Source organism: Bradyrhizobium sp. dw_78, assembly GCF_018449525.1.
Lineage (GTDB): Bacteria > Pseudomonadota > Alphaproteobacteria > Rhizobiales > Xanthobacteraceae > Bradyrhizobium.
On record NZ_JAAVUS010000009.1, the window covers coordinates 1 to 23,520 of the forward strand.

General features: G+C 63.1%; 22 protein-coding genes and 1 pseudogene. 15 read left to right on the forward strand and 8 right to left on the reverse strand.

Annotation, left to right across the window (positions count from 1 at the left end; genetic code table 11):
* Nucleotides 1–422, forward strand: a pseudogene (locus HB630_RS21585) (ribonuclease E/G); the annotation flags it as partial.
* A gap of 155 nt (nucleotides 423–577) precedes the next feature.
* Here HB630_RS21585 and HB630_RS21590 read toward each other — a convergent pair.
* From HB630_RS21590 to HB630_RS21610, 5 genes are all read right to left on the reverse strand, one after another.
* The gene (locus HB630_RS21590; RefSeq protein WP_213774460.1) at nucleotides 578–2,185 is read right to left on the reverse strand and encodes a D-aminoacylase; all 1,608 of its coding nucleotides are present in this window, start codon (nucleotides 2,183–2,185) and stop codon (nucleotides 578–580) included.
* A 21-nt stretch (nucleotides 2,186–2,206) separates the two neighbouring features.
* Nucleotides 2,207–3,193, reverse strand: coding sequence for a tripartite tricarboxylate transporter substrate binding protein (locus HB630_RS21595; RefSeq protein ID WP_213774461.1), 987 nt, complete (start codon nucleotides 3,191–3,193; stop codon nucleotides 2,207–2,209).
* Between the two features lie 28 nt (nucleotides 3,194–3,221).
* Entirely contained in the window at nucleotides 3,222–3,536 is a 315-nt protein-coding gene (locus HB630_RS21600; protein ID WP_213774463.1) for an antibiotic biosynthesis monooxygenase, read from the reverse strand.
* A 214-nt stretch (nucleotides 3,537–3,750) separates the two neighbouring features.
* Nucleotides 3,751–5,076, reverse strand: coding sequence for a C4-dicarboxylate transporter DctA (gene dctA / locus HB630_RS21605; RefSeq protein ID WP_213774465.1), 1,326 nt, complete (start codon nucleotides 5,074–5,076; stop codon nucleotides 3,751–3,753).
* Between the two features lie 156 nt (nucleotides 5,077–5,232).
* Nucleotides 5,233–6,420: an aminotransferase class I/II-fold pyridoxal phosphate-dependent enzyme gene (locus HB630_RS21610; protein WP_213774467.1), complete on the reverse strand. Its 1,188-nt coding sequence runs from the start codon at nucleotides 6,418–6,420 to the stop codon at nucleotides 5,233–5,235.
* Between the two features lie 115 nt (nucleotides 6,421–6,535).
* Here HB630_RS21610 and HB630_RS21615 point away from each other — a divergent pair, with 115 nt between their 5' ends.
* The 10 genes from HB630_RS21615 to aat all read left to right on the forward strand — a co-directional run bounded on the left by HB630_RS21615 (nucleotide 6,536) and on the right by aat (nucleotide 16,323).
* Nucleotides 6,536–7,939: a M48 family metalloprotease gene (locus tag HB630_RS21615; protein WP_213774469.1), complete on the forward strand. Its 1,404-nt coding sequence runs from the start codon at nucleotides 6,536–6,538 to the stop codon at nucleotides 7,937–7,939.
* A 113-nt stretch (nucleotides 7,940–8,052) separates the two neighbouring features.
* Nucleotides 8,053–8,823 carry a DsbA family protein gene (locus HB630_RS21620; RefSeq protein ID WP_213774471.1) on the forward strand — a complete coding sequence of 257 codons (771 nt, stop codon included), beginning with the start codon at nucleotides 8,053–8,055 and terminating at the stop codon, nucleotides 8,821–8,823.
* Nucleotides 8,824–8,846: 23 nt separating this feature from the next.
* On the forward strand, nucleotides 8,847–9,686 hold the full coding sequence (locus HB630_RS21625; protein ID WP_346656123.1) for a DUF1236 domain-containing protein: 840 nt from the start codon (nucleotides 8,847–8,849) through the stop codon (nucleotides 9,684–9,686).
* A 224-nt stretch (nucleotides 9,687–9,910) separates the two neighbouring features.
* Nucleotides 9,911–10,378, forward strand: a complete 468-nt coding sequence (gene aroQ, locus HB630_RS21630) for a type II 3-dehydroquinate dehydratase (protein ID WP_213774473.1) — start codon at nucleotides 9,911–9,913, stop codon at nucleotides 10,376–10,378.
* 31 nt (nucleotides 10,379–10,409) lie between these two features.
* Entirely contained in the window at nucleotides 10,410–10,889 is a 480-nt protein-coding gene (gene accB / locus HB630_RS21635) for an acetyl-CoA carboxylase biotin carboxyl carrier protein (protein ID WP_213774475.1), read from the forward strand.
* Between the two features lie 73 nt (nucleotides 10,890–10,962).
* Nucleotides 10,963–12,312 (forward strand): acetyl-CoA carboxylase biotin carboxylase subunit, encoded by a 1,350-nt coding sequence (gene accC, locus HB630_RS21640; protein ID WP_213774477.1) that lies wholly within the window; start codon nucleotides 10,963–10,965, stop codon nucleotides 12,310–12,312.
* Nucleotides 12,313–12,424: 112 nt separating this feature from the next.
* Complete coding sequence (locus HB630_RS21645) at nucleotides 12,425–13,981, forward strand: CHASE3 domain-containing protein (RefSeq protein ID WP_218626214.1); 1,557 nt, start codon at nucleotides 12,425–12,427, stop codon at nucleotides 13,979–13,981.
* Nucleotides 13,978–14,418 carry a response regulator gene (locus HB630_RS21650; RefSeq protein ID WP_213774479.1) on the forward strand — a complete coding sequence of 147 codons (441 nt, stop codon included), beginning with the start codon at nucleotides 13,978–13,980 and terminating at the stop codon, nucleotides 14,416–14,418. Before HB630_RS21645 ends, HB630_RS21650 begins: the two co-directional genes overlap by 4 nt.
* Nucleotides 14,415–15,509 (forward strand): response regulator, encoded by a 1,095-nt coding sequence (locus tag HB630_RS21655; protein WP_213774481.1) that lies wholly within the window; start codon nucleotides 14,415–14,417, stop codon nucleotides 15,507–15,509. The genes HB630_RS21650 and HB630_RS21655 overlap by 4 nt, the downstream gene beginning before the upstream one ends.
* A gap of 133 nt (nucleotides 15,510–15,642) precedes the next feature.
* Complete coding sequence (gene aat / locus HB630_RS21660) at nucleotides 15,643–16,323, forward strand: leucyl/phenylalanyl-tRNA--protein transferase (protein WP_213774483.1); 681 nt, start codon at nucleotides 15,643–15,645, stop codon at nucleotides 16,321–16,323.
* A gap of 22 nt (nucleotides 16,324–16,345) precedes the next feature.
* Here aat and HB630_RS21665 read toward each other — a convergent pair whose 3' ends face one another.
* Complete coding sequence (locus HB630_RS21665) at nucleotides 16,346–17,350, reverse strand: DUF2155 domain-containing protein (protein WP_213774485.1); 1,005 nt, start codon at nucleotides 17,348–17,350, stop codon at nucleotides 16,346–16,348.
* A 233-nt stretch (nucleotides 17,351–17,583) separates the two neighbouring features.
* On the opposite strand from HB630_RS21665, the gene HB630_RS21670 reads away from it, so the two are divergent.
* The 3 genes from HB630_RS21670 to HB630_RS21680 all read left to right on the forward strand — a co-directional run bounded on the left by HB630_RS21670 (nucleotide 17,584) and on the right by HB630_RS21680 (nucleotide 20,629).
* On the forward strand, nucleotides 17,584–18,531 hold the full coding sequence (locus tag HB630_RS21670; RefSeq protein WP_213774487.1) for an alpha/beta hydrolase: 948 nt from the start codon (nucleotides 17,584–17,586) through the stop codon (nucleotides 18,529–18,531).
* Between the two features lie 15 nt (nucleotides 18,532–18,546).
* Nucleotides 18,547–19,791, forward strand: a complete 1,245-nt coding sequence (locus HB630_RS21675; RefSeq protein WP_213774489.1) for a sodium:proton antiporter — start codon at nucleotides 18,547–18,549, stop codon at nucleotides 19,789–19,791.
* A gap of 235 nt (nucleotides 19,792–20,026) precedes the next feature.
* Nucleotides 20,027–20,629 carry a PEP-CTERM sorting domain-containing protein gene (locus tag HB630_RS21680; RefSeq protein ID WP_213774491.1) on the forward strand — a complete coding sequence of 201 codons (603 nt, stop codon included), beginning with the start codon at nucleotides 20,027–20,029 and terminating at the stop codon, nucleotides 20,627–20,629.
* Between the two features lie 203 nt (nucleotides 20,630–20,832).
* Here the strand turns inward: HB630_RS21680 and HB630_RS21685 are convergent, their stop codons facing one another.
* Nucleotides 20,833–21,243: an NADH:ubiquinone oxidoreductase subunit NDUFA12 gene (locus tag HB630_RS21685; RefSeq protein WP_213774494.1), complete on the reverse strand. Its 411-nt coding sequence runs from the start codon at nucleotides 21,241–21,243 to the stop codon at nucleotides 20,833–20,835.
* Nucleotides 21,244–21,490: 247 nt separating this feature from the next.
* On the opposite strand from HB630_RS21685, the gene HB630_RS21690 reads away from it, so the two are divergent.
* A complete protein-coding gene (locus HB630_RS21690) occupies nucleotides 21,491–21,979 on the forward strand; it encodes a BA14K family protein (protein WP_213774496.1) in 489 nt (162 codons plus the stop codon).
* A gap of 110 nt (nucleotides 21,980–22,089) precedes the next feature.
* Here HB630_RS21690 and HB630_RS21695 read toward each other — a convergent pair whose 3' ends face one another.
* A complete protein-coding gene (locus tag HB630_RS21695) occupies nucleotides 22,090–22,989 on the reverse strand; it encodes a DMT family transporter (protein WP_213774498.1) in 900 nt (299 codons plus the stop codon).
* Nucleotides 22,990–23,520: the final 531 nt, after the last annotated feature.

The window sequence follows — 23,520 nt, forward strand, 5'->3', positions numbered from 1 at the left end:
CGATCGCCGACGAGCTCGGGCCGATGTCGGCGCCGGAAGCCTCAGACGCGGTTGCCGATTTCGACGGGGTTTCGGCCGAGCCTTCCTTGCCGCTCGTTCAACCCGAAACCATTGCGCCTCCGGCCGCAGCACAGCCCGCCTATCGGGCCGAGCCTGAACCGGCCCACAGCACCGCGCCCGAGGAAAGCGCTCACGAGACCGACAAGATGATGGCGCGGCGGCGGTCAACCGTCCGCGAAAAGGTGAGCTTCGTAAGCAACGCCCCGCCGGCAGCGGCAGCGCCCGTCGAGCAGATTCAGCCCGAACCGCCGGCGGCCCCTGCCCCGGTGCAGCCGGCTTCCGAGCCGAGCCCCGAAGCGACAACAGGCGAAGCCCAGACGCGCAAGGCGGGCTGGTGGTCGCGCCGGTTCGGCGGCGGCTAATAGCCGTTATCACCTGCTAACGATCGAAACCGCCCGGCAAAACCGGGCGGTTTTTGTTGGAGCGGTTTCTCCGGATTCGCACGCGACGTCGTTAAACGTCGCTGTACAGCCATTGCACGATCGGCCTGCGCCACCACGCGCGTCGGTTCACGGGCTCAGACAACATCGCCAGCTGCATCGCGCCTCAGCACCGTTCCGGGAAGCGCGCCGGTATGGGCTGCATTTTCGACGACTAACACGCCGTTGACGAGCACGGTCGTGCGATTGCCGGAAGGATAGCGATGCGGATGGTCGTAAGTCGCCCGGTCCTTGAAGTCCGCGGGATCGAAGACCGCCACGTCGGCCCGATGCCCTACCTTCAGGAGACCGCGGTCGGCGAGCTTGAGCGCGCGCGCCACGGCGCCGGTCATCTTGTGGATGGCGAATTCGAGCGGGACCAGCGATAGCTCGCCGACGTAATGGCCGAGGATCCGCGGGAATGTGCCGTAGAAGCGCGGATGCGGCTGGCCCTGGCTGGTGATGCCGTAATCGGCCACGCAATTGCCGTCGGACCCGACCAGCGCCAGCGGCGAACGCAGAATGTCGCGCACATCCTCTTCCGAAATCGACGTCACCAGCACGCGCGTGGCGGCCTTGTCCTCGATCAGGTAGTCGCAGACGACATCGACCGGATCGGCGCTGCGTTCGCGGGCGAGATCCGCGATAGTGCGGCCGGCGTGCTGCGAAACGTGCGGCGAGATCGAAATCCGCACACAATCCCAGTCCGGAATCCGGCCCCAATTGTTGAGGCCGTCGCGCGCGATGTCGTCGCGAATCCGCGTACGGGTCTCGGGCAGATGCAGCCGCTCCAGCATGGCCGGCACGCCGCCGGCCTGCACCCATTGCGGCATCAGATTCTTCAGCGGATTGCTGCCGGCCGTATAAGGGTAGGCATCGCAGTCGACATCGACGCCACGCGCCTTGGCCTCGCCGATCATGGCCAGCCCGCGCACCGCCTTGCCCCAATTGTCGACGCCCGAACATTTGAAATGCACGATCTCGACATGGACGCCACAGCTCTCGGCGACCTGGATCGCTTCCTGCACCGCCTCCAGCACACGGTTCGATTCGTCGCGAATATGCGTGAAGTAGCCCGCATGGTGCCGCTTCACCACCTGGCACAGCGCGATCATCTCCTCCGGCGCAGCGTAGGAGCCGGGCGCGGTGAACAACCCGGACGACAGGCCGAGCGCGCCGGCGCGAAGGCCGTCTTCCAGCAGATCACACATCGCCTTAAGCTCGATTGCGGTGGGCACGCGGTTTTCCATGCCCATCACCATCAGACGCAAGGTGTTGTGGCCGACCAGCATTCCGGCATTCACCGCGGTCGCCGGGAAGCTGTCGAGATATTCGGCGAAACTCTGCTCGCGGAACGACAGCCAGGGCGCGCTCGGCGAAAGATAATCGCGCAGCAGATCCACCTTCCCCGGCAGCACCGGCGCGACCGAGAAACCACAATGGCCGATCACCTCCGTGGTGACGCCCTGGCGCACCTTGCTTTCCGCCTTCGGGTTGATCGGCAGGGTAAAATCCGAATGGGTCTTGATGTCGATGAAGCCGGGCGCCACGGCCAGCCCGGATACGTCGATCTCTCGCTTGGCCGGGCCGGATACATCGCCGATCGCGGCGATACGGCCGTCGGTGACCGCCAGGTCGCCGCGTTCACCGGGCCGCCCGCTGCCGTCATGGAGCGTGCCGCCGCGCAGCACGAGATCGAAACTCATGCGAATCTCCCCAGCCTCGTCTTATTCGGGAACGATGCCGGCGGCGCGGATGATCTCATGCCAGCGCTTGCTTTCCGCATCGATGTAGGCCTGCGCTTCGGCCGCGGTGCTGCCGTAAGGCACATTGCCGAGCGTCTCCAGCTTGCTGCTCACGTCCGGCGATTTCACGGCCTCCGCGATCGCCTCGCTCAGCTTGTCGACCACATCCTTCGGCGTGCCTCTCGGCGCCAGAACCGTATACCAAGCCTGCATTTCATAGCCCGGCACGCCGGCTTCGGCGATGGTCGGCGTCTGCGGCCAGGTCGGGGAGCGTTGCGCCGAAGTGATGCCGAGCGCGACCACCTCGCCATCCGCCACATGCTGCCTCGCGATCAGCGGGCTGAGAAAAACAACCGGCACCCTTCCGGTCAGAAGATCGGCGATCAGGTCGTTGGTGCCCTTGTAGGGAATGTGCCGCAAGTCGATTCCGGCGGCCTGCTTGAACAGTTCGGCCGCGAGATGGGGCGAACTGCCGACGCCACCCGAGCCGTAATTGATCTTGCCCGGCTGCGCCTTCGCCAGCGCGATCAGCTCCTGCACCGATTTCACACCGAGCGAGGGATGCGCCACCAGCACCAGCGGTCCCTGCGTCACGATCGAGACCGGCACGAGCTGATCGAACGCATAGCCTACATCCGAGAACAGCGACGGATTGACCGCATAGGTCATGGCGGGAAGCACCAGCGTGTAGCCGTCCGGCGCGGCGCGGGCGGCGGCGATGACGGCGGTATTGCCGCTGCCGCCGGGGCGATTTTCCACGACGACCTGCTGGCCGAATTTATCGTCGAGCTTGTTGGCGATGAGACGCGCGATCACATCATTTGGCCCGCCAGCCGGATAAGGCACCAGCAGATGGATCGGACGATCCGGATAGGCCATCGCCGGCCGGGGACTGAGCCCGGCAAGCACGACGGCGGCGATGGAAAAAAATGACGCCACGACCAAAGCACGCGGCGAGAAACGACACATCCGGGGACTCCTGACGCAAGCTTCGACGTTAGCGCCCAACGGTCTGGCGCACCTCAAACCCTTCGAACTGTGGGTGATCCAGATACAGCGGCTTGTTGTCCCCCGCCCGGCTGTGCGCCGCGCGGAAAGCCTCCGACTTGGTCCATGCTTCAAAGACGGCGCGGTTCTCCCAAACTGTGTGAGAAGCATACAGCGTGTGGTCCTCGGCCTCCGGACCTTTGAGAAGGTGGAACTCGACAAAGCCAGGCACCTTGTCGAGATGGCTATCGCGCGACAACCAGACCTGCTCGAACGCAGCTTCGGACCCCTTGGCGACGCGGAAACGGTTCATGGCAATAAACATTGCGCAGTCTCCTGCTCTCTATGGCTACGATACACACTATAGCGTTTTCGAGCGAAGTGGATTCCGGTTCGCGTGAAAGAAAACGCGTCAAAAAATGTTAGAGCCCGGTTCGGTTCTGATTGAAGCAGAACCGAATCCCGATGTTGCGGTCCGAGCGATCGTATCGTTGCTCCCGGCAGGAACAACCGAACGTGGACGATGCCACGCCCGGCAGCTACCCCGTCGTAACGGCCGTTTTCAGATCCGACACGTCGACGGTCTGGTTGAGAGCGGCGTGCAGCCGGTCGCGATCGAGCTCGCCTTCCCACCACGACACGAACACCGACGCGACGCCGTTGCCGATGATGTTGGTGAGCGCGCGGACCTCGCTCATGAACTTGTCGATCGAGAACACGATCGCCATGCCGGGCACCAGCGCCGGATTGACCACCGTGAGCGTCGCCGCCAGCGTGATGAAACCCGCGCCGGTGACGCCGCTGGCGCCCTTCGACGTCAACATCGCCACCACCAGGATGGTGAGCTGCTGCGTGAACGTCAAATCGACGCCGAGCGCCTGCGCGATGAACAGCGTGGCCAGCGTCATGTAGATGTTGGTACCGTCCAGGTTGAACGAATAACCGGTCGGCACCACCAGGCCCACCACCGATTTCGAACAGCCGAGCCGTTCGAGCTTCTCCATCAATTGCGGCAGCGCGCTTTCGGAAGAGCTGGTGCCGAGCACGATCAGGAGTTCGTCCTTGATGTAGGCGACGAACTTGAAAATGTTGAAGCCGACCATGCGCGCGATCAGGCCGAGCACGATGATGACGAACAACGCAGCCGTGGCGTAGAACAGCGCGATCAATCCGATCAGATTGCCGAGCGCGGCCGGGCCGAACCTGCCGATGGTATAGGCCATCGCGCCGAACGCGCCGAGCGGCGCCGCTTTCATGACAATGCCGATCACGCCGAACACCGCATGCGAGGTGTCGTCGATGATATCGCGCAGCCGGTAGCCGCGTTCGCCCATCGCCATCAGCGCGAAGCCGAACAGGATGGCGAACAGCAGCACCTGCAGGATATCGCCGCGCGCGAGTGCGCCGACCACGCTGTCCGGAATGATGTTGAGGACGAAATCGACCGCCTTCTGCGATTCCGCCTGCTTGACGTAAGCGGCCACCGCCGCGGCGTCGGGGTGCGCCGCAAGGCCGCGGCCGACCGGGATCAGATTGCCCACCAGCAGGCCGATAATCAGCGCGAAGGAGGAAACGACCTCGAAATAGACCAGCGCCTTGACGCCGACGCGGCCGACTTTCCTGGCGTCCTGGATATGGGAGATGCCCGACACCACCGTGCAGAAGATGATCGGCGCGATCACCATCTTGATCAGCTTGATGAAGCCGTCGCCGAGCCCCTTGATCCAGTCATTGGTCGCGAGATGAGGCCACAGCCAGCCGACCACGACGCCGAGCACGATGGCCACCAGAACCTGGAGATAAAGTATTTTATACCAGGGTCTTGCCGCGCGTGCGGGCACCCCGGTTGCGGTCATTGTCGTCATGATATTTCACTCACCCCGTGGATCTTGCCGTGGATCTTGATGATCTGCCGTCGCCGCGCCCCGGCGACCGCCCCGGACACTACCAAAATCAAGGAGTTGGCAGAGTCAATGGAACCTTCTTCCAGTCCTATGCAGGCGGACGGGGGCGGCCCTGCGCTATCGGAGCCACCGGGTGATGCGTTCGACGGCCTCGTGCATCTCTCCGGCCGAGCGCGCATAGGAAAACCGTATGAAAGCGCGGCCATGCACCGGATCGAAATCGATGCCGGGGGTTGCCGCGACATGCGCTTTTTCCAGCATTTCGCCGGCAAAGGCGAAGCTGTCGGAGGTGAACTTCGATACGTCGGCGTAGAGGTAAAATGCGCCGTCCGCGGGAAGGAAATCGGTGAGGCCGGCCTGCGGCAGGCCCTCGATCAGGATACGGCGGTTTTCGAGATAGCCGCGCTTGATCGCCTCCATCTCTTCGCGGCCCTCGAACGCCGCCTCGGCGGCGATCTGCGACAGCGTCGGAACCGAAATGGAAAGATTCTGCTGTAGCCGTTCGATCGGCCGCACCAATGGCTCGGGCACCACCATCCAGCCGATCCGCCAGCCGGTCATGCAGAAATATTTCGAGAACGAATTGATCACGAGCGCCTGCGGCGAAAGTTCCGCCGCCGTCACCGCGGGAAACGCATAGTCGAGACCATGATAGATCTCGTCAGAAATGAAACGGATGCCCGCGGCTTCCGCGGCCGTCATCAGGCTGGCGAGCGCCTCGCGCGACATCATGGTGCCCGTGGGATTGGCCGGGCTTGCCACCAGGACGCCCTGCAAAGGCCGCTCCCGGTGAGCCGCCAGCAGCGCCTCCCCGGTCAAAGCGTGGCGGGTTTCGCTTGAGGTCTCGATCAGCACCGGCTCGCAACCGAGCGCGTTGAGGATATGGCGATAGGGCGGGTAACCGGGCACGGTCACCGCGACACGGTCGCCCGGCTCGAACATGGCAAGGAACGCCAGGATGAAGGCGCCGGACGAGCCGGTGGTGACGACGATCCGTTCCGCGTCCACCGCGCAACGGTAGGTCTCGCGGTAATGCCGCGCGATGCGCGCGCGCAGCGAGGGAATACCCAGCGCGGAGGTATAATCGATTCGTTCGCTCTCGAGCGCGGCATGCGCCGCCGCGATCGCCGCTCTCGGTGCCGGCGCAGCCGGCTGCCCCACCTCCATGTGAATGACGTGGCCGCCGGAGGCTTCGATGCGCGCCGCCGCAGCCATCACGTCCATCACCATGAACGGTGGAACGTCGCTTCGGCGGGAGGCCGTCAGAAGGCTCCGGGCCCGGTCTCTCAATGTCGCATCAAGCATCGATATCTGCTATCTCTCCCGGCATCGCCGATGAGCGCCCCAGACTGGCCGTATTCCGCAGCTTGTTAGGGCATATATTGTATCCGACCTGCCGCCAACGATTAAAGACCGCCCGATGCTGCTGCGCATGGCCACCGGCGCCAAGATACCGAAATTGACCGCTCTCGCCGCCGCGGTGTCGCTCGCCCTCGCCCCGATACCGGGTGTTGCGCAGGAAGAAGCGAGCAAAGGACCGCCGATCATCCGCGATGCCGAGGCGGAGCAATTGTTGCGGGACTATACCCGGCCGATCCTGCGGACCGCGGGGCTGGAAAAGCAGAACATCCAGGTCGTGATCATCAACGAAAGCGTGTTCAACGCGTTCGTCGCCGACGGGCACCGTATTTTCGTAAATTACGGCGCGATCCTGCAGTCGGAGACCCCGAACCAATTGATCGGCGTGCTGGCGCATGAAACCGGGCACCTTGCCGGAGGCCACCTCGCCAGGCTGCGCCAGCAACTGGCCAATGCGCAGACCCAGATGGTGATCGCCATGCTGCTCGGCGCCGGCGCGCTGGCGGCGGGCGCCGCACGAGGCGGTGGCGATGGCGGCCTGGCCAATGCGGGCGCCGCCGCGCTTTCCGCGCCGCAGGAAGTGATCCGCCGTTCGCTGCTTTCCTACCAGCGCCAGCAGGAGGAGAACGCGGACCGCGCCGGCGTGAAGTTTCTGACCGCAACCGGCCAGTCCCCGAAAGGCATGTACGACACCTTCAAGCGCTTCACCAATGACAGCCTGTTCGCCTCCTACGGCGCCGACCCCTATGTCCAGTCCCACCCGATGCCGGCCGATCGCGTCGCCGCGCTGGAGGGAATCGCAAGGTCGAGTCCGTACTGGGACAAGAAGGACGATCCGGCGCTGCAATTGCGCCATGACATGGTGCGCGCCAAGATCTCGGCCTTCATGGAACGCCAGGACACGGTCTACCGACGCTATCCGCTGTCGGACACCAGCCTGCCCGCACGCTACGCCCACGCCATTGCGACCTATCGCCACGGCGACTTGCGCAGCGCGCTCGCCCAGATCGACGGGCTGATCCAAGTGCAGCCCAATAACCCCTATTTCTACGAATTGCGCGGCCAGGCGCTGCTGGAAGGCGGCAAGCCCGCGGAAGCGATCGCTCCGCTGCGCAAGGCGGTGCAGCTTTCCAATAACGCGCCGCTCATCGAGATGTTACTTGGGCAGGCGCTCGTGGGAACCGATAATAACGCCTACTCTGCGGAAGCGATTGCGATTCTGCGGGCGGCGGTTGGCCGGGAAACCGAGGCGCCGCTGGGCTATATGCAGCTCGCAATGGCTTATGCCCGGAAAGGAGACTATGCGGAGGCCGATCTGGCCTCGGCGCAAGCCGCCTATCTTCGCGGCGACAACAAGACCGCGCGCGATCTCGCGTCTCGCGCCAAGACTCGTTTCGCTGTCGGCACGCCCGGCTGGGTCAAGGCTGACGACATCGTCACTGCCAAGCCGATGTCCGGCCAGTAGGACGATTGAGACGAGACGCGCGTTAACTCAAGCCAACAGCTCAATCCAAGCTATAAAGGTTTTCGAAAACCAGCCTTCCAGAAAACCTTATCTCTCACCCAGAGGATTCGCCAATGCCTTCGTTCCGCCTGCTCGCTCCCGCCCTGTTCGCGCTGGCGCTCTGCGCCGCACCGCCAGCCGCGTCGGCGCAGAGCTTCTCCGACACCCAGAAGAGCGACATCGAGGTGATCATCAAGAATTACCTGGTCTCGCATCCCGAAGTGCTGGAAGAGGCCATGGCCGAATTGAGCAAGCGCCAGGCCGCCGAAGACGCCCAGAAGCACGAAGCGAGCGTCGCCGAAAACGCCGACACGATCTTCAATTCGCCGCATGGCGTCATGCTTGGCAACAAGGACGGCGACGTCACCTTTGTCGAGTTCTTCGACTACAATTGCGGCTATTGCAAACGCGCGATGGCCGACATGCTCGACCTGATGAAGACCGATCCGAAGCTCAAGGTGGTGCTGAAGGAGTTTCCGGTCCTGAGCCCCGGCTCGGTCGAAGCGGCCCAGGTCGCGGTAGCCGTCCGCATGCAGGATCCCGGCGGCAAGAAATATCTCGATTTCCACCAGAAGCTGCTCGGCGGCCGCGGCCCGGCCGACAAGGCGCATGCTTTGGCGGCGGCCAAGGACGCCGGCCTCGACATGGCGCGGATCGAAAAGGACATGGTGAGCCCTGAAGTGAAGGCCACGATCGAAGAGAACATGAAGCTCGCCGAAGCCATGGGCATGAACGGTACGCCGAGCTATGTCATCGGCAAGCAAGTCGTGGTCGGTGCGATCGGGCTGGACGGTCTCAAGGAAAAGATCGCGCTCGCCCGCTGCGGCAAGGAGACCTGTTCTTAGTTCCGGCGCGCATCGTCGCATCGGTGAAAGTCGGCGGTTGCACCGCCGGCTTTATTTTTTGCGCAGCCTGTAACACACCACGTTCATCGTACATTCATGCGATGAAACCGGTGGAATGCGAGATCGCGAGGAACATCGCACATCGTCTGTCGTTGGTCGGTGGGCAATGCAAATGTGCGAGGAGAAACTCGATGATGAATCGCTTCAAGATAACGGTTGCTGCAGCCGCACTGATTGCCGGAACCGGATTTGCCAATGCGCAAGGCACCGGCATGAGCCGCGAAGCACCGTCAGCCGGTTCTTCCGTTCAGCCGAGCGCTCCGTCGTCCGATCGCGGCGCAGGTTCGGCAACCCAGATGAACCATGATGCGACCCAACCCGGCATGACGTCCTCCCAATCGGAGGAAAAGTCGCCGGCCGCCGGCGGCAATCAGCGCGCCGATGAAACCATGCGAGGTGACAGATCGAAGAGCGTGAACTCCGAGAACGGCACCACCGGCCGTAACGACGATAGGAAGGCCGAGGGGCGTCAGGACCGCAACGGCTCCATGAATGCGGAGTCTCGGGATGAAAACAAGTCTCAGACCGTCGGCCAGGCTGGCGCCGGTGCGAAGCTCTCGACCGAGCAGCGCACCAGGATCACGACCGTGATCCGCAATCAGCACGTGGCGCCCGCAGACAATGTGAACTTCTCGGTTTCGGTCGGCACCCGCGTCCCACGCGACGTCGCTTTCCACCCGCTCCCGGCGGATGTCGTCACCGTCTATCCCGAGTGGCGCGGGTATAATTTTGTCCTGGTGCGGGATGAGATCGTGGTGATCGATCCCGATACCTTCGAGATCGTCGCCGTCCTCAACGCCTGATGTTTTCACGAGAACGGCCGGCCGGGCGGGCCGCAATGCCCGGCCCACCGGCCACTCTTTACTATTCTTTAACCTTGGTTAATAAGCAATTTCCGTAGGTTCCATCAGGCTTTTCATGAACCGGATGAGGTGTTTGAGCCGTCCACAGCCGGGCCGGAAGGCTTCCCCTTGCGCCGGTTGTTACCTATAACGCCCGCACCCACCGCCACATCGCCGGGATCTGGATGGCCAATAAAGCTGCCGAAACAATCTACGTCCTCAACGGTCCGAACCTCAATCTGCTGGGGACTCGCGAACCCGAAACCTATGGCCATGCGACGCTGGCCGATGTCGAGAAGCTCTGCGCCGAGACGTCGGCGCAATTCGGCCTGAAAGCCGATTGCAGGCAGTCCAATCGCGAAGGCGATCTGATCGATTTCATCCACGAGGCGCATGCGAAGAAAGCGGCCGGCATCATCATCAATGCCGGGGCCTATTCGCACACCTCGATCGCGCTGCACGATGCCCTGGTGGCCGTGAAAATCCCGGCGGTCGAAGTCCACATCAGCAATATCCACGCCCGCGAGAATTTCCGGCACCACTCCTTCACCGCCAAGGCCGCTTTCGCAACGCTTTCCGGCTTCGGCATCGACGGTTACCGGCTCGCGATCATTGGCCTCGCCGCCAAGATCGGCGTCAAGGCAAAAGCCTGACGCCTTTCGCCAAACAGAAAGTCAAGAAATCATGGCGCGTCAGCCTGACGACAAAACATCCGCAAAATCCAAGAACGACGACAGCGCACTCATTCGCGAACTGGCGCTGCTGCTCGACGAAACCAACCTCACCGAGATCGAGATCGAGCGCGCCGGCCTGCGGGTACGGGTCGCGCGCAATATCAGCATCGCCGCATCGATGCCGGCAACCATGCAGGCTGTTGCCGCCGCGCCGGTCGCATCTGGCGCTGCCGATGTGACGGATATCGCCAAGCATCCGGGGGCCGTCACCTCGCCGATGGTCGGCACCGCCTATTGGGCGCCGGAGCCCGGCGCCAAGCCGTTCATCGAAGTCGGCAGCAAAGTATCAGTCGGGCAGACCTTGCTGATCATCGAAGCGATGAAGACCATGAACCAGATTCCGTCGCCGCGCGCGGGCACGGTAAAACAGATCCTGGTCGAAGACGGCCAGCCGGTCGAATTCGGCGAGCCGCTGGTGATTATTGAGTGAGCAAGGAGCGAATGGCGAATAATTTCCTTTCTATTCGCTACTCCCTATTCGCTATTCGCCCTTTAAGGACACCATGTTCGACAAAATCCTGATAGCCAATCGCGGCGAAATCGCCTTGCGCGTGTTGCGCGCGTGCAAGGAACTCGGCATTTCCACCGTCGCGGTGCATTCCACCGCCGACGCCGACGCCATGCATGTGCGGCTTGCCGACGAGAGCGTCTGCATCGGGCCGCCGCCGTCCAAGGACAGCTATCTCAACGTGCCGGCGCTTCTGGCCGCCTGCGAGATCACCGGCGCGGACGCGGTGCATCCCGGCTACGGTTTTCTTTCGGAAAACGCCCGTTTCGCCGAGATCCTGGCCGATCATAACCTGCATTTCATCGGGCCCAAGGCCGAACATATCCGCCTGATGGGCGACAAGATCGAAGCCAAGAAGACCGCCAGACGGCTCGGCATTCCCGTCGTGCCGGGCTCCGACGGCGCGGTTTCTCCCGACGACGACGCGATGGCGATCGCCAGGGAAATCGGCTTTCCAGTATTGGTGAAGGCGGCGGCCGGCGGCGGCGGACGCGGCATGAAAGTCGCGCACAGCGCCGACGACTTGAAGCTTGCGCTTTCCACCGCCTCCAATGAGGCGAAGTCGGCCTTCGGCGACGCCTCGGTCTATCTGGAAAAATACCTGCAGAAGCCGCGCCACATCGAGATTCAGGTTCTTGGCGACGGCCGTGGCGGCGCCATCCACCTCGGCGAGCGCGACTGTTCATTGCAGCGGCGCCACCAGAAGGTCTGGGAAGAAGGCCCCTCGCCGGTTCTTACAGCGGAGGCGCGCGCCAGGATCGGCGGGATCTGCGCCAAGGCGATGCAGGACATGAAATATCTCGGTGTCGGCACCATCGAGTTTCTGTTCGAAGACGGCGAATTCTATTTCATCGAGATGAACACCCGCATCCAGGTCGAACATCCCGTCACCGAGATGATCACCGACATCGACCTCGTGCTGGAACAGATCCGAATCGCCGCCGGCGGTGAACTGTCTGCGACCCAGGATCAGATCGCCATCATCGGGCACGCCATCGAATGCCGCGTCAACGCGGAAAACCCGCAAACCTTCCGTCCCTCGCCGGGACGGATCTCGCAATACCATCCGCCGGGCGGCCTCGGGGTGCGGATCGATTCCGCCGTCTATCAGGGCTACGTCATCCCGCCTTATTACGACTCACTGGTGGGCAAGCTGATCGTGCATGGCAAGACCCGTGCGGAATGCCTGATGCGGCTCAGGCGCGCGCTGGACGAAATGGTGGTGGAAGGCATCGAAACCACGCTGCCGCTGTTCCGGGCGCTGGTCCGCGAACCCGCCATCATCGATGGCGATTATCATATCCACTGGCTGGAGCAGTATCTCGCCGGCCAGCCGCCCGGTTAAGGAAAGCCGGTCCTTCTTCGCCTGCGGAATATATCAAATCATCGGGCCGCGCCGGGAACCATTTGTCCCGGCGTGAGTTTCGACTTGCCGGGAACCATCCGGCGGGGGACCGTTGATTTCGCCCAGCGATATATCCACAAAGCTTGATACCGCGCGCCGCCGCCGCTCCATCGGGCAGATCCTGCTGCTTTGCGCCGGACTTTTCGTGCTGATTGCGATCAGCACCTTGTCGGTGATCCTGGTCACGCAGTCCCGCAAGGATAACGCCTGGGTGGTTCACACCGTCGAGTCGGAAAATCAGATCAACGCCCTGCTGCTCGATATCCGCCGTGCGGAAAGCGCCACGCGGGCCTACATGCTGTCGCAGGCGCCGCAATTCCTCGCTGAAAAGGAAGCGGCGGCCGCAAGCATCCCCCCCGCCCTGGACCATCTGGCCAAATTGACCAGCGACAATCCGGTCGAGGTCGAGAACAGCGCTGAACTGCGGAAAGCGGTCGAGATCAGGCTAGCCGAACTCACAAGAGGCATCGATCGCGTCAAAAATGACGATGTCGCAACGGGCATTGCCGTGTTGCGCAACAACAGTTTCAACGAAGCCGCGGAGGCCATCAACCGGATCACCGGAGCGATGCGCGACGAGGAAAATCGCCTGTTCGCGCAGCGCCGGGCCATCGCGGACCGCACGGAACAACTGGCATCGATCGTGACCGTCCTCGGTTCCAGCCTCGTGATCGCGCTTGGCGCGATTTCGGCCTTCCTGGTGCAGCGCTCGTCGCGCGCCCGCGACTCGGCGGAAACCAGATTGCGCGACGCCAACTTCAATCTCGAATCGGCGATCGGCGAACGCACGGCCGATCTCCGCGAAGCCACCGACGAAATCCAGCGTTTCGCCTATATCGTCAGCCATGATCTGCGCTCGCCGCTGGTGAACATCATGGGCTTCACCAGCGAACTCGAGCAATTGCGCGGCGATATCTTCCGGCGGATCGCAACGCTTGGCCAGGCGCCGGACTCCGCCCCGCTGGTGTCCGCCGACGGCAGCGACGTCGAGGCGATCCTTGACGGCGAGGACAGGAAGCTCGCGCAGGATTACGCCGAGGCGCTCGGCTTCATCAAGTCGTCGATCGCCAAGATGGACCGCCTGATCTCCGCCATCCTCAATCTCACCCGCGAGGGACGGCGCGAGTTCCATCCGGTGCGGATCGATACCCGCGAACTGATCGAGGGCATCGCGGCGACCGTCGCCCATCAGGCCGCCGAGGCCAATGCGCAGATCCGCATCGAGCCGCTTCCGGATATCGTCAGCGACCGTCTTGCGATCGAGCAGATTTTCTCCAACTTGATCGACAATGCGCTGAAATATCTCAAGCCCGGCGTTCCCGGCGACATCGCGATCCGCGGCCGCGCCAAGCTCGGCTTTGCGATCTTCGAAGTGGCCGATAACGGGCGCGGCATCGACCCCAAGGACCACCAGAGGATTTTCGAATTGTTCCGCCGCGCCGGTACACAGGACAAGCCTGGACAAGGCATCGGACTTGCCCACGTCCGGGCGCTGGTCCGGCGTCTCGGTGGAACCATGTCGGTTGCATCGGAGCTTCACAATGGCAGCACCTTCACCATAACACTGCCCATCGCCTGGGCAGCCAGTAACCGGAACCGCGATAAATGAACAAGCCAGTCACCATCATCATGATCGAGGACGACGAGGGACACGCGCGCCTGATCGAGCGGAACATTCGCCGTTCCGGGGTCAATAACGACATCGTGCCGTTCACCAATGGTACAGACGCGGTAAATTACCTGTTCGGCAGTGATGGAACCGGCCTCGCCCACCACAACGACGCGCTGCTGATTTTGCTCGATCTCAACCTGCCGGATATGACAGGTATCGATATCTTGCGCCGGGTGAAGGAGAATAAATACCTGAAATGCGCTCCGGTCGTCGTGCTTACGACCACCGACGATTCCCAGGAGATCAAGCGCTGCTACGAACTCGGCTGCAACGTCTACATCACCAAGCCGGTGAATTACGAAAGCTTCGCCAACGCCATTCGCCAGCTCGGTCTGTTCTTTTCCGTGATTCAGGTTCCGCAAGCCGCCACATGAACCAAGCCATGCCGACCACGCTGCTGTACATCGACGACGACGACGCGCTGGCCCGGCTGGTTGAACGCGGCCTGACCCGGCACGGCTTCGCCGTTGTCCATGCCACGCGCGGCGATGCCGGGCTTGAGCGGCTGCAACAAGGCGGCATCGATGTCGTGGCGCTCGATCAATACATGCCCGGACTCGACGGCCTCGAAATCCTCGAACGGATCATGACGATCCCGGATGCGCCGCCGGTGGTTTTCGTCACTGCGTCGCAGGATTCCAGCATCGCCGTCACCGCGCTGAAGGCCGGAGCCGCCGATTATCTGGTGAAGGATGCGCGCGGCGATTTCATCCCGCTGCTTCATGTGGCCGTCGACGGCGCGTTGCGTCAGGCGCAGGTCCGGAAAGCCCGCGATGAGGCGGAAGCCGAGGTCCATGCCTCGCGCGACCGCTACGCCGCGCTCGCCGCCGAGCGCGAGGTGCTGTTGCGCGAGGTCAATCATCGCGTCGGCAACAGCTTGCAGATCATCGCCTCGCTGCTGCATCTGCAAGCGAGTTCCGCCGCTCAGGACGACGTCAAGGCGGCGCTGACCAATGCGATGGGACGCGTCGCCGCGGTGGCGCAGGTCCATCGCAGACTCTACACCTCGCACGACCTGAAGAGCGTACTCCTGAACCAGTATCTCGATGCCCTGCTGGAGGACCTCCGGCGCTCCGCCGAGGGCAACCGGATGTCGCGGCTGACCTTGAAGGCCGAACCGGTCGAGATCGATCCCGATCGCGCGGTGGCCATCGGCATCATCGTCAACGAGCTGGTGATGAACGCCGTCAAATACGCCTATCCCGACGGCGCCGGCCCCATTCATATCGAACTCGCGACGCAGGGCGACGATGTGGTGTTGTCGATCACCGACGATGGCGTCGGCGTCAACGCCAAGGCAGACCCACGTTCGACCGGCATGGGGCAGCGGATCGTCAGCGCCATGGCGGCCAAGCTTGACGCCGGCGTGGAGCGCGACGCGAACCATGACGGCACCAGGATCGTGGTCCGGTTCCCGCGCGTCAACGCACCGGCCGCGAAGCCCGCCAACGCCGCCGCAGGCTGACGCCCATGCGGATCAGACCGGACTGTGGCAATTTATCATCGGCGCATTTTCTTGATGCGAATGGATTCCCATCCACTCGAAAACGCCACCGGCCCCATCGCACGCCCGCTCTCGCTTTGCTATCCTCGCGCTCATGACGTCGCGCGAGTCCGCCGCCTCCGAAATCACGCCTGAAGTGCTGTTGCGCGCCTATGCCTGCGGCATTTTTCCGATGGCCGAGAGCGCCGACGATCCGACCCTGTTCTGGGTCGAGCCGGAAATGCGCGGGCTGATCCCGCTCGATGGCTTTCATGTCTCCGCGCGCCTGGCGCGCACCGTGCGCTCGGACGCCTTTACCGTCACCGTCGACACCGCGTTCAAAGCCGTCATCGCCGGCTGTGCTGAGCCGCAGCCCGAACGCCACGACACCTGGATCAACAAGCGCATTCGCGATCTCTATATCGGGCTGCACGAACTCGGCCATTGCCATAGCGTCGAGGTCTGGGCCAATGACGATCTCGTCGGTGGACTGTACGGCGTCAATCTCGGCCGTGCCTTCTTTGGCGAGAGCATGTTTCATCGCGCCCGCGACGCCTCGAAAGTGGCGCTGGTGCATCTGGTGGCACGGCTGATCGCCGGCGGTTTCGAACTGCTCGACACGCAATATGTCACCGAGCATCTGCGCAGCTTCGGTGCGATCGAAGTACCGCGACGGCGTTACCGCGCCTTGCTCGACAAGGCGATCGCGGAAGAACCCGCCGATTTTCGCGCGCTGCCGGTCGACCATCCCGTCAGCGGCGCGCAGGCGCTCCACATCATCGCGGAGCGCGGTTAGAGCCTGTTCGCTTCTGCGCTTTTTACCGGAAAACCCCGAACAGGCCACCGGGCTGCTGCTGGGGTTGCGGCGGCGGCGGAGGCGGCTGTTGCACCTGCTGTTGCAACGACGGCGGACGCGGAGGAACGGCCTGCTTTTGCCCCGGCGGCCGCTTCTGTGCCGAAGGCGGCGGCGGCGCGGGTTTCGGCGGATCGGGCTGCGCGCTGACGACGGTGGTGTCGGGAATCTTGCAGTCGTTCAGCCAGACGTCATAGATCGGATGTTCGACCGCGTGCAGGCCAGGGCTTGCCGCAAACATCCAGCCCGAAAAGATTCGCTTCACCTCGCCCTGCAAGGTGATCTCATCGACCTCGACAAAGGCGTCGGTGTTGGCGGCCTCGGTGGCCGGGCGGGTATAGCAGGCGTCGGTCTTGATCCGCAGCGCGCCGAATTGCACGGTTTCGCCGATGTCCTCGTCGAAATTGATGATGCGGCCGGTGATCTTGTCGAGACCGGAAAAACTTGCCTTCTTGTTGACGATCTTCTGCGCCGGCGGCTCGGTGACGACTTCATCACCCGGCTGCAAGGTGGCCGGTGTTTGCGGAACGCCGGTCTGGGGAACGCCTTTGGGCTGGCGCTGTCCTGGCGGCAATCCCGGCAGCGGGCCGGATCCCGGCGGCGCGACGGCAACGCCCTGACCCGGTTGCTGCGGCGGTACACCCGCGGCGGCGGGTGGCGCATTCTGCGGAGCGACGGCCACGCCGGGCGGCGGCGGCAAAGGCTGCGACTGCACCGCGCCCGGAGGCGGCACACCCTGTCCCGGCGGCAATCGGCCAGGAGCCGGCAGAACGCGGCCCTGCGGCAACTCGGGCACATCTTCCTCCTCATCCGGCGGGGGTGCTTGATTACCACGCGGGATACCACCAGGCGGCCGCGGCGCCGGATCGGAGAAAATATTACCGATCTGCGCCCGCGCGGGCGGCGCAAGCGTGATCGTCGCAGCGGCAAGCAGGGCCGCAAGGCCAGTCAGGGCAATGGTTCGAAACATCTCGCGCGGCTTTAAGGGCGAATCGGGCTGAACGCCATTGTACATTTTATGATCTAATGAGCCGCCCACTGGGCATCCGGTTAACATGCCGAATACGGCAGGGAAAGGGCGGTCGCCGCCACCTGCGCCACTGGTCGGCCGGATCGCCGCGAAGCCTGTCATCGGGCCGCGCTTTGCGCGGACCCGTTGGAGTCGTCCGGAACGACAGATAAAAAACAGAAGGCTTTTCGATCATGCCCGTCGTTCTCGATCCCGATGCCGCCGAAGTCTACAGGGCCTTTCAGGAAGCTGGCCGGCCGCCTTATGAAACGGTTTCACCGGTGGAAGCGCGCGAGCTTTATCTGAAGGGCCGCGCCGTCACCAATCCCGAGCCGCCCGAACTGAAATCGGTCGAGCCGCTTGCGATCCCGGCCCCTCACGGTTCGATTCCGGCCCGCGTCTATACGCCGTTGAGGCTGCGGCAGGCGGGCGGCCTGGCGCCGTGTCTCATTTACTTCCACGGCGGCGGCTGGGTGATCGGCAATCTCGATTCCCACGACGTGGTGTGCCGCAGGCTCGCCGACGAAGGCCGGTTGATCATGGTGTCGGTGGATTATCGGCTGGCGCCCGAACATAAATTCCCGGCCGCCGCCGATGACGCCATCGCCGCGACCAAATGGATCGCAGCCAACGCCAAACAACTCGGCATCGACGCGGCGCGGCTGAGCGTCGGCGGCGACAGCGCCGGCGGCAATCTCGCCGCCGTGGTCGCGATCGCGGCGCGCGATGGCGACGGCCCGGCGATCGCTGGCCAGGTGCTGATCTATCCCGCCGTCGATTTTGCGATGACGCATCCCTCGCACAGCGAACCCGAGACCAGCGTCCTGCTAACGCATTCGGTGATGCGGTGGTTTCGCGACCATTATCTCAACGGCGCCGCCGATATTCACGACTGGCGCGCTTCGCCGGCGAAGGCCGAAACACGGGCCGGACTGCCGCCCGCCTATGTGCTGACCGCCGGCGCCGATCCCTTGCGCGACGAAGGCAACGAATATGCCGTGCGTCTCAGGAAAGCCGGCGTGCCGGTGACGCACCGGACATTTCCGGGCCAATTCCACGGTTTCTTCACCATGGGCAAGCTGTTACAGCAGGCCAATGTCGCCGCCAGCGAAATCGGCGTATGGCTGAAGGCGCTGAATTGAACCCGGTAATGTGGCGTGGACACTTCTGCCTCAATTGAGATCGCCAAGCATACGCTGTTGTCGTGCGGGCTGGTTCTGGCGATCGGCACCCTCGCCGCTTTCCTGGCGCAGAAGATTCGGATTCCCGATGTCGTGCTATTTCTGGTCATCGGCATCGCGATCGGTCCGCAGGCGCTGGGGCTGATCGACATCAAAGCGGATTCGCCGCTGAACGAGATCATTCTGTTGTTCGGCGCGAGCTATATCCTGTTCGACGGCGGCGCCTCGCTGCGCTTCGATGTCCTGAAGCAGGTCTGGATCACCATCGTCGTGATCGCCACCATCGGCGTGCTGATCACCGCCGGCATCACCGGCCTCGCCGCGCATGCCGTGTTTGGTGTTCCTCTCATCGTGGCGCTGCTGCTCGGGGCGACGCTGGCCTCGACCGATCCGGCGACGCTGGTGCCGATCTTCCGGCAGGTCCGCATCCGCGACCGGGTGGCGCAAACCGTGATGAGCGAGTCCGCGTTCAATGACGCGATGGCCGCGATCGTCACCTTCACCGTGCTGGCCATCGCGACCGGAAGCGGCGAATTCTCGCTGACGGCGTCGATCTTCGATCTCGTCAAGCAGTCCGTCGTCGGCATCGTCGCCGGTATCGCGCTCGGCTATCTGGCGGCCCTTCTGATCGCCCATGAAAAATGGGCCTTCCTCGCCGAATATGCCCCCGTCGTCACGCTGGTCGCGATGATCGGCGCCTATTTCGTCGCCACCGGCCTTGAGGCCTCGGGCTTCATGGCGGTGTTCGTGTTCGGCATCATGCTGGGAAACAAGGAATCGTTCGGCTTCAAGATGGAAACCGGCGAGGCGCAAAAGCTCGACGAATATGTGCTGACCACCGCGTTCATCATGCGGGTGTTCATTTTCATCCTGCTCGGCGCGCAGGTCGATTTCGGCCTGATGCGCCAGTACTGGCTAGGCGGCGTCGCGGTGGTCGCCGTGCTGATGCTGGTGGCGCGGCCGGCAACCGTCTTCCTGTGTACGCTGCCGGACCGCCGCGCGCGATGGAGCTTTCGCGAGATGTTGTTCATGTGCTGGACCCGCGAGACCGGCGTCATTCCGGCGGCGCTGGCGGGTCTCTTGTCCGGCATGAAAGCGCCGGGCGCGCCGATGATCGCGTCGGTAACCTTCATCGCCATCCTCGCAACGATCCTGATCCAGGCGACCACCACCCAATGGCTCGGGCGCAGATTAGGGCTTTTGCAGACGGACAAAGACTAACCGGATCAAGCAGTTTGGCCTTGGTTTGAATGCCGCAAGCAGTTGCGGCCGCGGGTCATGTCGGCCCTCCGGTTCGAGAGGGGGCGGCGTTTTCCTAGCGGGGAAATTGGGCGTGATCCGTTGACAACCTCAGGATGAGAAGATAAATATAAATACATTATTAAATATTTTAATTTTCCGGCATCAGCCGACCATTTAATCTGCGGATGCCTATTTAACCGAGGAGGGCACCGGAATGAACATTACACGCACCGTCATTGCCTCCGCTATTGCAATGGCCGCGATCGCGGCTTCTCCGGCAGCGAGGGCAGACGTTTTTATTTTCGACTTTAACGGACCGAGCGTGAGCGGAAGCGGCACTTTTACCGCATCGCTCGACGCCACAGGCTTGTACTACGACGTGACGGGCGCTACCGGCACCATTACCGATAGTGATGGCGGCGCGGTAGGCACGTTCACGATCAGCGGCGTATCCGGCTCGTCAAATCCGAGTTTCGATACCACGAACCGTCTGTACTTCCCTGCCGGGCCCAATTCAAATCAAGGCTTTACGAACACGTCTTCGTTCCTTGACGTTGGCGGCATTACCCTGACGACGACGGCCGGTGAGTATTTTAATCTGTATGATCTTCAAAACTCCTACAGCCTGGCCAACTCCTTTGACGACCCGTCCGGCCAAGCACCTTTTGGTCCGCCGATCAACGAGCCAATCGACACCTTCCAGGTCGCGGCTGTTCCGGAAGCCTCGACATGGGCGATGATGGTGCTCGGATTCTCGGCGATGGGTTTCCTGGCTTACCGACGCAAACAGGATTTTGCTCCCGTACGGCTGGCCTAGGCCTGCGCCTCGGTTCCGATTCTGTCGGAGCCGAGAGCCATTATTATGCGCGGGCGAAACCGCTCGCGCGACTACGAGAGAGAGCCGTCGCTAACCAGCAGCAGGGCTATCTATCCAAAGCCATATATCCTACGGCCCGCGCGCGACCACGCGCAGTGCTTTGGCCGATCGGGAAATAACGACGCCCAGTTTTCTGGCGTCGCTTAGTTTCCTGGCGTCCACGGCTGATAATCGCCGGTAGCCTTGGGGCGGCGGCCGCTGGCCAGCGTCGAGCCGGACGGCCGGTAAGCCCTGGGCGTGCCGGTCATGTTCGGCACATGCGGCTTTTCCCATTCGCGCGGCGTGTAGTTCTCATCGGTCGGCGGCACGTCGACAGTGTGATGCAGCCAGCCATGCCAGGACGGCGGCACACGGGTCGCCTCGGCATAGCCGTTATAGACCACCCAGCGCCGCTCGAAATGCAGCGTCGGATCGATCTTTCCGCCGCGGGTGCGATAATAGCGGTTGCCCTGCTCGTCCGCGCCGACCAGTTCGCCAAAGCGCCAGGTCCACAATTGGGTGCCGAAGGTCTGGCCGTTCCACCACGTGAACATCTTGAGCAGGAACTGTTTCATCAGGGCCGGACCGGTTCGAGAGAACTACGGCTCTGATGCCACCGGCCGGCCGAAATGTCCAGTTCGGCCATGCGGACCGTGGCCCAGTCGGCGGCGGTGACGAATTGTCGCGAAATCGACGTAATGCGTTCATTCCGCATACATTTCCATCCCTCCACGGTCCATTTGCGTGCGATCGGCGCGCGGCGCGGGAACCGTCGGCCGCCGAAACGGTTGGTACGGGTCCCGCAATTGGAGCCAAATGAAAATGATGAGTTTGAGGGTTTTGAGTACCGTAGCCGCGATCGCCCTGGCTTTGCCGATGCTGACGCCGACGGCAAGCTTCGCCCAGCATCACGGAGGAGGCCATGGTGGCGGCGGTCACATGGGCGGAGTCCATATGGGCGGTGGCCACATGGGTGGCGGCATGCGGCGCGGCGGGGGCGGCCACTTTGCCGGCGGCGGCTATCGCGGCGGCTTTCACCGCGGCGGCGGCGGCGCCTTCATTCCCGGCGCGATCGCGGGAGCCGTGATCGGTGGTGCGCTGGCCTCGGATGCCTATGGTTATGACGGTCCGGGCTACTATGGCTACGGCCCTGGCTATGACGATTCGTATGTCGATGACAGTGACGACAGTGTCGTGCCGATTGTTCCCGGCGGCGACGCGTCTGCCTATTGCGCGCAGAGATATCGCTCCTACGATCCGGCGTCCGGCACCTATCTCGGCTATGACGGCGCGCGGCATCCCTGCCCGTAACCGCGCCTGAGACCACCAAAACGATTCGAGGACGGCGCTTTCCGCGCCGTCCTTTTGTTTTGATTACCGCTTGTCTTGGTTGATTTGGCTCCGGTCCGAAACCGCCGATGTCACGATCGCGCCGCCAGCGCCACCCCCGCCAGCGTGAAGATCAGCGCCGCGATCTGGCCGGGCCCGAGCGGTTCATGCAGCGTCAGCGCCGATACCGTGACGCCGATCACCGGCACCGCCATGGTGCCGATCGCCGCGACCGAGGCCGGCAGCCGCGCCAGCGCGGCGAACCAGGCGACATAGGCGACGCAGAACTGGATCACCGTCGAATAGAACAGCAGCATCCAGCCGAGTCGTGTCACCGCCTCGAGGTGCGTGGTCTCGATCGTCAGGCCGATGATGGCCACCGGAAAACAGCCAAGGCCGATCTGCCAGGCCGCCGACGTGATCGGCGGCAAATACAGCGGAAATTTCTTGGCCAGCACGGTGCCGAGCGCGAATCCGATCGAACCCACCAGCGCCATGACGATTCCAGGCAATTTCGTCACGCTCGCCGACACGCCGTTGCCGCCCATGATTGCCGCAAGCCCCGCGAAGGCCATCACCAGCGCGATGCTCCGCAGCAAGGTCGGCCGCTCGCCCAGCACCGGCCAGGCCAGCATCGCCGCCCAGACCGGCATGGTATAGGCGATCAGCGCGGTTTCGCTCGCCGGCAGCCAGAGCAGCGCGAATGCCATCAGCACCATCCAGCCGGTCACATTGAGCAGCGCCGCCAGCATCAGGCGCGGCCACAGCGCCGGGCTGACCTTGAGGCTCTGCCCGCGCGCGAGCGCGAGTGCCGCCAACAGCGCGGCGCCGATCACGCCGGTCATGCCGCGAAAGGTCAGCGGCGGCAATTCGCCCAGCAGGTATTTGGTGACGGGCCAGTTGAAGCCCCAGCCGATCGAGGTAATGGCGAGGAACATCAGGCCCGCGGGTGCCACTCGCGCCCGCGCCTGCGCCGGTTTTGAGTCTGTCATGAAAGGGATGAAGGTTGGAGAATCGGCGGCCTCTTTGCCGCCTGTCGCGGCATCATGCCACCGGCTGGAGCACATGCCTACCCGGACCTGTCCGCAGGTTTACGTGAGTCTCAAAACCGCAACCCCGCAGCGCTAATAAATGGTGCCCCTGTGAACAGCGGGCGCAGCGGGCATTCCTGGCCCACGGACCCATTTTTTTCCTTGGGAATCCCTGAGGACTCACTGATACTTGGCTCAACAACGGGCGCGGTTTGACCCCTGTTGCTTTCCTTTTTCCACCATATTTAGTGTTTGATTCAGAAACTCGCACTATTCCTTGACGCGCGTCCCGGACTTGTCCTAGCTTTCGACCTGTTCGGCGCGAGTGTGTTTTGGGTTCCCGCCGGTCGCTCCCCAAGGGTTCCAGAATGACCACTCCGCCAGCCGGTCGAGGCCGCGGGTGAAGGGATTTTCTGCCCTGAATTTCGGGGATTTCGCGGGCATAAAACGAGCCAGAACCGGCTCAGGTAAAGCGTTGGGGCGTTGAACAGA